This is a genomic window from Myxococcus sp. AB056, from assembly GCF_006547365.1.
GTDB lineage: Bacteria > Myxococcota > Myxococcia > Myxococcales > Myxococcaceae > Myxococcus > Myxococcus virescens.
In genome coordinates this window covers 73,179-86,206 of sequence record NZ_VHLB01000007.1, presented here as the reverse complement: position 1 = coordinate 86,206, position 13,028 = coordinate 73,179, and the positions used below count along the sequence as shown (strand labels likewise).

Genomic DNA, 13,028 nt, shown 5'->3' with positions numbered 1-13,028 from the left:
CGAGGTGGGGACCTCCGCATCACCCCCGCCCCAAACGATGCCCACGAGGGACGGCCCCTTCATGCGAGCCGTCCATCACAGCAAGTGGTGGAGCGGTCACGCATCATCATCGTCGTCGAAGCGACGAAGGTTGCGCTGCCGCGCCAGGGTCTGCTTGCGACGCTGGAGCGAAGCATCTGCCGCTGGCGCCGCTTCACGGCGCTCCTGCCCCTCCGCTTCCGCTGGCTTCAACAACGCCGCCAGGGCCTCCACGGTGACGCCTTCGTAGAGGCTCGACGCAGGCAGGTCCAAGCCCAACTGCTTCTTGATGCGGCCACTGAGCTGCACGGCGATGAGCGAGTCGCCGCCGAGTTCGAAGAAGTTGTCCTGGATGCCGATGGGCGCCATGCCCAGCATCTCCTGCCACAGCTCCACCAGCGACCGCTGGAGTGGCGTGCCCGGCATGACATACGCGCTGCGAAGCTGCGGGCGCGGCTGGCACGGGCGAGCACTGACAGCTTCGCCCCCCTGTTCCGCCTGCGATGCCTGAGGCGTGGCGTCCTCCGCCGCCGTCACGGGCTGGGATGCAATCGTGACCCGAGGCGCGGTCTCGACGGCGGCGGGTTCGATCCAGAAGCGCTGGCGCTCGAAGGGATAGGTGGGGAGCGGCACCCGGTAGCGAACCTCCGCGCCATGGAACCCCTTCCAGTCCACGCGGACGCCCGCTTGCCACAGCCGGCCGAGCGTCTCATAGGCCAGCGGCGCCATGCCGGCGGTGGCCCTGTCGTCCTTGGGCGGAGGCATGGAAGCCAGCACCGAGTGTGATGTCGTGAAGGCGGGGTGACGCTTCGCCAGCTTCCCCAACACCTGGCCCGGGCCTGCCTCCAGCAACACGCGCCTGGTATCGGTGAGGAGCGCGTGCAAGCCGTCCGCGAAGCGCACCGTCCCACGCAGGTGCTCGGCCCAGTAACGAGGGCTCGTCGCCTGCTCAGCCGTCACCCAGGTACCGGTGACGTTGGAGACGAATGGAAGCGTGGGCGCCGCCAGCGGTACCGTGGCCACCTGCGCGGCGAACGCGTCGAGGATGGAGTCCATCATCGCCGAGTGGAAGGCATGCGACGTCACCAGCGGCTGGCACTGAATCCCCGCCTCCTGGAGCTGCTTCCGCACCGCTTCGACCGCGGGGTGCGTCCCCGACAGCACGCACTGCATGGGGCCATTGAGGGCCGCCAGACTGAGCTCGGCCCCGCCTGCGCGCAGGTACGGCTGAACCTCGTCCTCGGACAGGGGCACCGCCAGCATCGCACCGGAAGGAAGTCCCTGCATGAGCCGGCCACGCGCGGCCACCAGTCTCAGCGCATGCTCCAGCGAGAAGACACCCGCGAGGCATGCCGCCACGTATTCGCCGATGCTGTGTCCCAGCATCGCCTGCGGCATCACGCCCCAGGACATCCACAGGCGCGCGGTAGCGTACTCCAGCGTGAAGAGCGCGGGCTGCGTGAGCGCCGTCTGCGCCAGCTTCGTCCCGCTGACCTCGGCGGCCTCGGGCTGAGGGTACAGCACCGTCCTCAGGTCCAGTCCGTCCAAGTGGGGCTTCAGCAACTCCGCGCAGCGGTCCACCTCGGCGCGGAAGACGGGCTCTGCCTCGTAAAGCGCTCGCCCCATGTCCACGTGCTGCGAGCCCTGGCCCGGGAAGAGGAACGCCACGGACCGCTCCACCGCGTCTTGCGCCTCCGTGAACACGCGAGGGCTTTGAGGCTGCGACAGCGCGCCGACTGCATCCTCCGCGCTGCGAGCCAACACGAAGCGACGGTGCAGAAAGCGTTGGCGTCCGGCCTGGAGCGTCCAGGCCACGTCCGCCAGATTCACACCCCCTTGGTTCTTCAATGACTCGACCAGCCGCGTCGTGACCGACTCCAACGCCGAGGGCGTCCGGGCCGACAGCGGCAACAGGTGCCATGCACGTCGCGAGGGTGCGCTCGCGGGCAACCGGGGAGCCTCCTCCAGCACCACGTGCGCGTTGGTGCCACCCACGCCGAAGGAGCTCACGCCCGCGCGCCGCGGCGAGTCTCCCGCGGGCCAGGGCTTGAGCGTGGCGTTGACGTAGAACGGGCTGCTGTCGAAGTCGATGGCTGGGTTGGGCCGCTCGTAGTGAAGGCTGGGCGGCAGCTCGCCGTGCTTCAGCGCCATCACCGTCTTCAGCAGGCCGGTGACTCCCGCCGCCGCGTCCAGGTGGCCCAGGTTGCCCTTCACCGAGCCCAGCGCGCAGAAGCGCCGCCGCTGGGTGGTGGCACGGAAGGCCTTGGTGAGCGCCTGCACCTCGATGGGGTCGCCCAGCGGCGTGGCGGTACCATGGGCCTCCACGTAGCTGATGTCATCCGCCTCCAGTGCCGACGCCGCGAGCGCCTCCGCCACCACCTGAGCCTGACCATCCACGCTGGGCGCGGTGAAGCCGGCCTTCAGCGCGCCGTCATTGTTGGTGGCCGTGCCCTTGATGACGGCGTGGATGGTGTCACCGTCCCGCACTGCGGCTCGCAGCTTCTTCAGCAGCACCACGCCCACGCCGCTGCCGAAGAGCGTGCCCTGTGCCTTCGCATCGAAAGGCCGGCAGTGGCCATCCGGAGAGGCCATGCCGCCCTCCGCGTGCCGGTACCCGTTGAAGAACCCCACGTTGACGGACGCACCGCCCGCGAGCGCCATGTCGCACTCGCCATTGAGCAGGCTCTGGCAAGCCTGGTGCACCGCCACCAACGAGGTGGAGCACGCGCTCTGCACGGTGTGACTGGCACCCCTCAGGTTGAGCTTGTACGAGACGCGGGTGGCCAGGAAGTCGCCCCCGTTGCCGATGTTCACCTGCACCGGCTCGAAGGACTCCAGCACGCGCGGGTTCCGCGCCAGGTTCATCAACAGGTACGTGTTGAGCGTGGCACCGCCGAACACGGAGATGGCGCCGACGTAGTCACGCGGTGAGTAGCCAGCGTGCTCGAGCGCCTCCCAGGACGCCTCCAGGAAGACACGGTGCTGGGGGTCTGTGATTTCCGCCTCGCGTGGCGGCATCTCGAAGAAGGCCGCGTCGAACGACTCCGGCTCTGGAAGGATGGCCGCGGCTCGCACGAAGGACGGGGCCTCCAGCCGCTCCTCCGGCACACCGGCCGCGCGGGCCTCCTCCTTGGAGAAGAAGCGGATGGACTCCACTCCCTCGCGGAGATTGGCCCAGAGCGTGTCCACGTCCCGAGCGCCGGGAAAGCGCCCGGCCATGCCGATGATGGCGACGTCGGCGTCGTCGAACTCCTCAGGGAGCTTGCTGTCCAAGGTGTCGTCTCCAGGTTCTCGTAGGTCGAAGGGGCTTCAATGCGTGCACGCGCCCTACTCGCGACGGCTGCGCCGCTCTCTGCGCTGAGCCCCACGGCTCTGGCTGGACTCGAAGGCGGTGGTCTCCGCTGGAGCCGGTCCCTGTCCCAGCTTCTTCGCCAGGGTGGCCACGGTGGGGGCCTCGAAGACGCTGGTGAGGGGCACGTCCCGCCCGAGCTCCCGCTTCATCCGCCCGACGATCTTCAGCCACAGGAGTGAATTCCCTCCCAGGTCGAAGAAGTTGTCGTGAATGCCCAACTGCTCCAGTCCCAGTTGCTCCTGCCACACACGCACGAGCGCGCGCTCCACCTCATCGGTGGGTGCCACATACTCAGTGCCCAGCGCGGGACGTGAGTGCAACGTGCCCCCCGCGTCCTTCTTCGCGCCCGCACCCTCGCGCCGTACCCACTGCGCCACGCGCGCGTCCAGGTTGCCCGTGGACACCAACACCTGCCCTTCCAGCGGCGCCTCCACCACCCGGCGAAAGGCCTCCACCGCCTCGTCGGGCGTCATGGCGAACTGGTCGATGCTGGTCTGGACCGCCTTCGCGCCCTCGGCGGCATCCACGGGCCACCCGTCCCAGTTGGTGCTCAGCCACCGCATGCCCCCGGTCCGCGAGCGCGCCGCCGCGAATGCATCCAGGAAGGCATTGGCCGCCGCGTACGCCCCCAATCCCAGGCCGCCCAGCACCGTGGCGTTGGAGGACACCAGCAGCACGAAATCCAACGTGCGGCCCGCCAACGCCCGGTCCAGCGCATATGTGCCATGCACCTTCGCCCGGAAGTGCGGCGCGCACGTCGTCGGCTCCATGGTTCCGAGCAACGACACCGCGCCGTCGCCCGCGAGCCCCGCGGCGTGGATGACGCCATCCAGCGCGCCAAAGCGAGAATCCACGTCCGCCAGGACCGCGCGCAACTGCGCCTCATCCGCCACATCCGCACGAGCCACCAGCACCTCCGCTCCCGCGGCCTCCAGCGCTCGCACCGCACGTTGACGGCGGCCATCCGCGTCCTGCTCCACGCCGGAGCGCCCCACCAGGACCAGCCGCGCCTGCCTGGTGCGCGCCAGATAATCCGCCATCCGCAGGCCCACGCCGCCCAGGCCGCCCGTGATGACGTAGACGCCGCGCTGCTTGAGGGGCCAGGACGCCGGCGTGTCGGCTTCGATGCGCAGCGGCTCGTACGCCTGCACCTGCCGATGAGGGCCGCGCCAGGCCACCACTGGCTCCGAGGCATCCGACGTCACCTCCCGCACCAATGCGTCCACCGATGGCGTGCGGACGTCCACGTAGCGGCACGCCACGGTGTCCAGTTCCTGCGGAATCACCTTGCACAGCGCCGGCAGCGTGGCGCGCTCGGGAGCCACCGCGTCGGCGCTCTCCACCTCCAGCGCTTCGCGCCCCACCACCGTCAACTCCACGGGCCCGGGCAGCTCCGCACCCGACAGGGCCTGCGCAAGCCGCAGCACGCCAAAGAAACCGCGCGCCTGGGCCTCGTCGAAGTCCGCCCCGGACACATCGAGGCTCCAGAGGTACACCACGCGCTCCACGTTGAAGCTCCGAGCCTTCAACGCATGCAGCAACTGGGCGTGGTCCTCACGCGCTCGCCCATCCACGGTGAACTCGTGCTCGGTCACCTGACGGAAACCGGGGCCGGACGTCACGCGAATGACACCGTGGCCCAGGCGCTCCAACCGCTCCGCCAGGGCCGCCCCTAGGCCCCCCGCATCCTGGTAGACGACCCATCCGCGCGGCGTCACGGGCCCTGCCTTGGGCATCAACGGCGCACGCTGCCACGAGGGCAGATAGAACCAGCCGGCCAGGTCCGCGCTCTTGCGCGCGACACCCCTGCGACGCGAGGAGGACACCTCCGGCGCCAGCCAGTAGTCCTGGCCCTCGAAGGGATAGGTCGGGAGCGGCACACGCAGACGCCGAGCACCGCCATGTACCGCGCTCCAATTCACCTCCATGCCCGCCGCCCAGAGCCGGCCGACGGTGGTGGTGAGAAACGCGTCATCCGGCACCGGGTCCTGAGGGTGACGCAGCGAGGAGAGGACCGAGGGGGCCTTGGGCCCATTGAGCTGCAGGCGCGCCAGTGTCCCCAGCGTGCGGCCTGGACCGACCTCCAGGTAGACGCGCCCAGGCTGCGCAGCCAGCGTGCGGATGCCGTCACCAAAGCGCACTGTCTGCCGCAGATGCCGCGTCCAGTAAGCCGGGTCCACCGCTTCCTCGGGCGTCATCCACGTGCCGGTGACGTTGGAGACAATGGGCAACGTGGGCGCATTGCGCGTCAGGGTCCCCACGAAGGACTCGAAGCGCGCGAGGATGGGCTCCACCAGGTGCGAGTGCGCCGCCACGTCGATGGGGATGTGACGGAACTCCACCTCGCGCCGGGTCAGCTCGGCGGCCAGCGCCTCGACGGCCTCCACCGTCCCGGCGACCGCGCACTGCGCGGGTCCGTTCATCGCGGCAATGGACAGCGAATCCCCCAGCAACGGGCGAAGCTCCGCCTCGGGCAGCGGGACGCTGAGCATGCCGCCACCGGGCAGTTCTTCGAAGAGCTTGCCGCGCAGCACCACCAGCGCCAGTGCGTCCTCCAAGGAGAAGACCCCCGCGAGGCAGGCCGCGGCGTACTCGCCCAGGCTGTGGCCGATGAGCGCCTCGGGCTTCACGCCCCAGGATTGCCACAACTGCGCCAGCGCGTATTCCACGGTGAAGAGCGCAGGCAGCGCCAGCGAGGTGCGCTTGAGGCGCTGCACGGCATCCGCGGCATTCGCCGCGTCCGGGTACATGGCGGGCCGCAAGTCAAAGCCCAGCCGGGGCCGCAGCAGCTCACAGCAGCGGTCCACGGCCTCGCGGAACACCTTTTCGGAGGCGTAGAGGCCACGGCCCATGTCCGGGTATTGCGCGCCTCCGCCGGGGAACATGAAGACGGCCGACGGCGTGCTGTTACCTGGGGCCAAGGTAAACATGCGCTGCGGGTCCTTGGACTCCAGCGCCGCCACGGCGCTCGCCCGGTCCTCACACACCACCACGCGGCGCAGCTCCATGGGCTTGCGCCCGACCTGAAGCGTCCAGGCCACGTCCGCGAGCTGCTGCTCCGAGTGGGCCTGCAAGTGCGCCAGCAGCGCGGCCGTTTGGGACTCCAGCGCCGAGGCTGTCTTCGCGGACAGCACCAGGAGGTGCCATGGGCGCGCCGCATCCCCCGGGAGGGTGGCAGGCGCCTCCTCCAGGATGACGTGCGCGTTGGTGCCACCAATCCCGAACGAGCTCACCCCCGCGCGCCGAGGCGTGTTTCCCTCTGGCCACGGCTTGAGCGCGGCGTTGACGTAGAAGGGGCTGCTCTCGAAGTCGATGCGTGGGTTGGGCTTCTCGTAGTGAAGGCTGGGAGGCAGCTCGCCATGCTCCAGCGAGAGCACCGTCTTCAGCAGGCCGGTGACGCCCGCCGCCGCGTCCAGGTGGCCCACGTTGGTCTTCACCGAGCCCAGCCCGCAGAAGCCACGCTTGTCCGTCCCCGCTCGGAAGGCCTCCGTGAGGGCATGCACCTCCACGGGATCACCCAACGGCGTGGCGGTGCCATGCGCCTCCACGTAGGAGATGGAGTCCGGGGACACCTCCGCCACGGCCTGTGCGCGGGCAATGACCTCCGACTGTCCCTCGACCCCGGGGGCGGTGTAGCCCACCTTCATGGCGCCGTCGTTGTTGATGGCCGAGCCACGGATGACGGCGTGGATGGTGTCTCCATCATTCAGCGCGTCTTCCAGGCGCTTGAGCACCACCACGCCCGCGCCGCTGCCGAAGAGCGTGCCCTGCCCCTTGGCGTCGAACGCGCGGCAGTGCCCGTCCGGAGAGGTGATGCCGCCGTCCTGAAAGTGGTAGCCCGTGCGCTGGGGCATGTGCACGGACACGCCGCCCGCCAGCGCCACGTCGCACTGGTAGCCCAGCAGCGACTGACAGGCGAGGTGCGTGGCCACCAGCGACGTCGAGCACCCCGTCTGCACGGTGAGCGCGGGCCCCTTGAGATTGAAGTGATAGGCCACGCGCGTGGCCAGGAAGTCTTTGTCGTTACCGACCATGGCCGGGAACGTGTCCTCGGCCTGCTGGAACTCCGCCCGGGAGAGCAGATTGAACAGCAGATAGGTGCTCAAGCTGGAGCCCGCGAAGACGCCGGTGGAGACCGTCAACCGGCCCGGGGCGTAGCCCGCGTGCTCCAGCGCCGACCAGGCACACTCCAGGAAGATGCGGTGCTGCGGGTCCAGCAACTCCGCCTCACGTGGGGCGTATCCGAATAATGCCGCGTCGAAGCGCCCCGGCCGCTCCAGGACAGGGGCTGCACGAACGAAGTTTGGATTGGCCAGCCAGCCGGGCTCCACGCCCAACGCCTTCATCGCTTCGTTGGTGAAGAAGGTAATGGCCTCCCTGCCCTCACGCAGCAGGCGCCAGAAGGCGTCCACGTCTTCGGCACCGGGCACGCGGGCGGCCATGCCGACAATGGCTACCGCGAGACTCGCGTCCCCCTCATACCGGGTGTGACGACCCATGTTTGTCTACCCCTGCTTCCTTGCGCACGGCTGATGGAGCTCGAACCGCTCAAGCTGCTGCTCCGAGCGCCCCTGGGACGAGACTCGGCGGCGCTTCGATGAACTGAAAGACTGGACGGACTCACGTCAGGGGACGCCAGCATCCCAATCACCGGATGCCCGACATGCACCTGCCTGCCGCGTGCTCGCCCGCTCTCTCTGAGAACGGCAACTACACTCCAGGTAGCTCATCCTGGTACCAGTATGACATTGCCTACCGCGGCAACCTCAGTCGTAATCCAGCGATATCAGCCTAGTCAATTTACAAAGAAAAAGTAACTTGGCGTGCCTTATAAGTTTTTCCTGCTGTAGCGACTTTCATCCTGAAACCTGCTTTACTTGAAGCGCTGGGGGGCCTGCTTCGTTGCTTGCTGTTTCGCGCGCCAGGGCCCTCGGCGTGCTCCGGAATGGAACCGCTGCGCGCGAGCGTGCGGGACCTCCGACTCCCGAAAACATCTTGGGGACTCAAGAAATCATGGCTGGCGACACCCACTGGAACGGGCTGGAGATTGCAATCATCGGGATGGCCTGCCGCTTTCCCGGGGCCTGTAACGCCGAGGCGTACTGGCGGAACCTTCGGGATGGCGTCGAGTCCATCACCTTCCTCCAGGAGTCGGAGCTGGAGCCTTCCGTCATGGAGGACCCGGCGCTGCGCAAGTCACCGCAGTACGTGCGCGCCGCGGCCCCCATCGAAAGCGCGGACCTGTTCGACGCGGCCTTCTTCGGCATCACCCCCAAGGAAGCCGAGGTGATGGATCCGCAGCAGCGTGTCTTCCTGGAGTGTGCCTGGGCGGCCCTGGAAGACGCGGGCTACGACCCCGAGCGCTATCGGGAGCACATCGGCGTCTACGCGGGAGCCCGGACCAACACGTACGTCTTCAATCTCTTCTCCAACCCGGCCGCGCTGGGGATGCTCGGCGCGTTCGAGGTGGGCCTCGGCAACGACCTGGCCTTCCTCAGCACGCGGGTGGCGCACCGGCTCAACCTGAAGGGTCCGGCCTATTCGCTGCACACCGCCTGCTCCACCTCGCTGGTGGCGGTGCACCTGGCTTCCCAGGCGCTCCTCGCGGGCGAATGCCGCATGGCCCTCGCTGGCGGTGTAGCCCTCCAGTCGCCTCAGCGCACCGGCTACCTGTATCAATTTGGTGGTGTTGCATCGCCAGACGGACGCTGCCGCGCCTTTGATGCGCAGGCGCAGGGCACCCTCTTCGGTAACGGCGCGGGCCTGGTGGTGCTCAAGCGCCTGGAGGACGCACTGGAGGATGGAGACACCATCCACGCCGTCATCCGTGGCTCGGCCATCAACAACGACGGCGCCCAGAAGGCCAGCTTCAACGCCCCCAGCGTCCAAGGCCAGTCACGCGTCATCCGCAATGCCTTGCTGACCGCGGAGGTGGACGCGCGGAGCATCACCTATGTGGAGGCCCATGGCACGGGCACCCAACTGGGAGACCCCATCGAGGTGCGCGCGCTCACCCGCGCCTTCCGGACGAGCACGCAGGACACAGGCTTCTGCGCGCTCGGCTCGGTGAAGCCCAACATCGGCCACCTGGATGCCGCGTCTGGAATCGCCAGCCTCATCAAGACGGTCCTCGCGCTGAAGAACCAGCAGCTGCCGCCCACGCTGCACTTCCAGGAGCCCAATCCGCAGATTGACTTCGCCACCAGTCCCTTCTTCGTCAACGCCACCCTGAGGGACTGGGCGCCGGGCCCCTCCCCTCGCCGAGCCGGCGTCAGCGCCTTTGGCATTGGTGGCACCAACGCGCACATCATCCTCGAGGAGGCCCCCTCCGTCGCCCCCACCGCGGACGCCCGTCCCTGGTACGTGCTGCCGTTGTCGGCGAAGACGAGCACCGCCCTGGATGCCGCGACGGAGGCGCTGGCCGCCCACCTGGAACAGCACCCTGAGCAGGCGCTGAAGGACGTGGCCTACACGCTGCAAGTGGGTCGGCAGGCGTTCCAGCACCGCCGCATCGCCGTGGTGAAGGACCGGGAGCACGCCATCCGCGTGTTGCGAGGCGAGGAGCCAGAACGGCTGGTGACGTTGAAGCAAGAGGCGCGAGGCCGCCCCGTGGCGTTCCTCTTCCCGGGAGGAGGCACTCACCACCTGGGCATGGGCGCGGGCCTCTACCGCACGGAGCCCGTCTTCCGTGAGGCCGCCGACGAGGTCGCCAGCGTCCTGCGCCCGCACCTGGGCGTGGACCTGCGCACGGTGCTCTACCAGGAACCCCTCCAGGAGGTGCCGGGGCTTTCCCGCAACGCGCTCGCGCTGCCCGCCATCTTCCTGACGGAGTACGCCCTGGCGCGGCTGTGGATGTCATGTGGCGTGGAGCCGGAGCAGATGCTCGGCCACAGCCTGGGCGAGTACGCGGTGGCGTGCCTCGCCGGTGTGCTGTCGGTTGAGGATGCGGCGGCCCTGGTGGCCCTGCGTGGCCAGCTCATGGATGAGCTGCCCGCCGGGTCCATGCTGAGCATCAGCCTTCCCGAGGCGGAGGTGGTGCCACTACTGGGCCAGGAGCTGGACCTCGCGGCGGTGAATGCGCCCTCGCAGTGCGTGGTCTCCGGCCCACTCGCGGCGGTGAAGCGATTGATGGCGGAGCTGACGGCGCGAGGCGTGGAGCACCGCCAACTGCACGTGGAGGCGGCGGCGCACTCGCGCATGCTGGAGCGCATCCTGCCGCGCTTCCACGAGCGCGTGTCCCGTCTGACACTCCGTCCACCCGAGCGGCCCTACATCTCCAGCCGGACCGGCCAGCCCGTCACGGGGGACGAGGTGACGCAACCGCGGTACTGGGTGGACCACCTGCGCCACTCGGTGCGCTTCTGGGACGGCATGCAGGTGCTGCTGGAGGACTCGACGCGCGTCCTGCTGGAGGTGGGTCCCGCGCAGTCGCTGACCGCCGTGGCAAGGCTCCAAGGCGAGCCCGCAGCCGCGCGCACCATCGTCTCCTCCGCACGTCATCCCAAGGATGACCAGCCGGACGAGGCCGTCTTCTTGAATGCGCTGGGACGGCTGTGGCTCGCGGGAGTGGAGGTGGACTGGAGCGGCGTGCACGGGACGGAGACGGTCCGGCGCATCCCCCTTCCCACGTACCCCTTCGAAGGGCAGCGGTATTGGGTTGCTCCGCTGGACCGGTCCGCCGCGCTGCTGGCCTCGCAGGCAGCGGGCGCCAGCAAGCTGACCGACATCGCGGATTGGTTCCACCTGCCCTCGTGGCGGCGCACGCCCCCGGCCACGCTGGCGCCCTCCGCGCTCGCCCAGCCCCGGTGCTGGGTGGTGTTCACCGACGGAGGCCCGTTGGCCTCGCGGCTCGTCTCCCGGTTGGAAGAGGCGGGCCAGTACGTCGTCACCGTGCACGCGGGCGCCGCGTTCTCCCGTGACGGCGAGCGGCGCTTCACCGTGACACCGAGCGCACCTGGAGACTACGTCGCGCTGCTGAGCGCGCTGGAGGATCTGACACCCCGGCCTGAAGTGTTCGTCCACCTGTGGAGCCTGACGCCGCAGGGCGAGCGAGAATCCGCGCTGACGCGGTTCCAGGCCGCGCAAGCGTTGGGCTACTACAGCGTGGTGCACCTGGGGCAAGCCCTTGCCGGACTGAAGGATGCGCGCCCCCTCCGGATGGAGGTCATCTCCAACCACCTGTTCGACCCGGACGGCCGAGCGGAGGCGCTGCCGGAGAAGGCGCCCCTGTTGGGCCCCTGCCAGGTGCTGTCGCAGCAACACGTGCACATCACCGCGCGCGGCGTCGATGTGATCCTCCCTGGCGCAGAAGGCGTTGCGGCCCTGGCCGAACAGCTCGTCGCCGAGCTCGCCACGGAGGCACGAGACGTCCGGGTGGCCTTGCGCGGTTCACGCCGCTGGGCCCAGGAGCTTTCTCCCGTGCGGCTGACGGAGGCGGCCGCCCCCGCACGGCCACTGCGTGAGCGCGGCGTGTACCTCATCACCGGTGGCCTGGGCCGCGTGGGCCTGCTGCTGGCCAGCCATCTGGCGCGCACGAAGCAGGCGCGACTGGCGCTGGTGGGCCGCACGCCGCTGCCACCCCGGCGTCTCTGGGACGATTGGGTTTCCACCCAGGGTGAGGACGACGACGCCAGCTTGCTCATCCAGCGCGTTCGTGAATTGGAGTCACACGGAGCCGAGGTGCTCGTCCTGAGCGCCGACGTCTCCAAGCCGCACTGGATGCAGGAAGTCCTGGCCGAGGTGGACCAGCGCTTCGGCGCGCTCCACGGAGTGCTGCACTGCGCGGACCTCCCCCTGGCTCCGCCCGAGCGGCCCCTGCCCTCCGCGACGAACTCGGACGCGGAGGCCCGTTTCCGCGCCAAGGTGCGCGGCACGTACGTGCTGGAGGACGTCCTGCGCGGCCGGGCGCTGGACTTCGTGATGCTGTTCTCCGCGTCGGCGGCTGTGCTGTCGCCGTTCGGCGACACGCCTTCGACGGCGGCCAACCTCTTCGTGGATGCGTTCGCGGCCCACCGCAGCCGGGACACAGGAACGCCTTGGATGAGCGTGGCCTGGGACCCGTGGCCGCGAGCAGCCGGCGCTAGCGATGCGCGCGCTCCTGACCTCGAGCCGTATGCCATGACCGAGGACGAAGCCACCGAGGCCTTCCAGCGAGTCGTCACGGGTGGCCTGGATGGCCCGGTGGTGGTGGCCACGGGTGACGTGTCACGCCGACTGACTGCGTGGCTCCAGCGAGCGATTGCGCTGCCCAAGGTCGCTCGCAAGGTCCGCACCGGAGACGAAGAGCTTCCCGCCAACGAGCTGGAGCGTGTCATCGCGGGCCTGTGGCAGGAGATCCTGGGCGTCGAACAGGTGGCGCGGCACGACCACTTCTTCGAGTTGGGCGGGCACTCGCTGCTCGCCACGCAGGTCGTCGGGCGGCTGCGCTCACGGTTGCAGTTGGACCTGAGTCTGGCACTGCTCTTCACGTCGCCCACCGTGGCGGGTCTGGCGAAGGCAATCGCCGACCTCCAGGCGCGGCAACAAGAGTCCCTCTATCGCGAGCTGCTCGACCGGGTCACCCGCGTCTCCGAGCAGGAGCTCGCCGAAGAGCTTCGACGCCGCGGCGTGAAGGCCGCGTGAACGGAAGCTCCAGCCCCCGCTGGAGCACCCGATCCCC

Annotated in this window: 3 protein-coding genes; 1 reads left to right on the top strand and 2 read right to left on the bottom strand. The window is 69.1% G+C overall.

What is annotated here, in order from left to right; genetic code table 11:
* Nucleotides 1-96 precede the first annotated feature (96 nt).
* On the bottom strand, nucleotides 97-3,291 hold the full coding sequence (locus FMP39_RS05170; RefSeq protein WP_141588869.1) for a type I polyketide synthase: 3,195 nt from the start codon (nucleotides 3,289-3,291) through the stop codon (nucleotides 97-99).
* Nucleotides 3,292-3,345: 54 nt separating this feature from the next.
* Nucleotides 3,346-7,869, bottom strand: coding sequence for a type I polyketide synthase (locus tag FMP39_RS05165; protein WP_141588868.1), 4,524 nt, complete (start codon nucleotides 7,867-7,869; stop codon nucleotides 3,346-3,348).
* 514 nt (nucleotides 7,870-8,383) lie between these two features.
* On the opposite strand from FMP39_RS05165, the gene FMP39_RS05160 reads away from it, so the two are divergent.
* Complete coding sequence (locus FMP39_RS05160; protein WP_228557683.1) at nucleotides 8,384-12,991, top strand: type I polyketide synthase; 4,608 nt, start codon at nucleotides 8,384-8,386, stop codon at nucleotides 12,989-12,991.
* Nucleotides 12,992-13,028 lie beyond the last annotated feature (37 nt).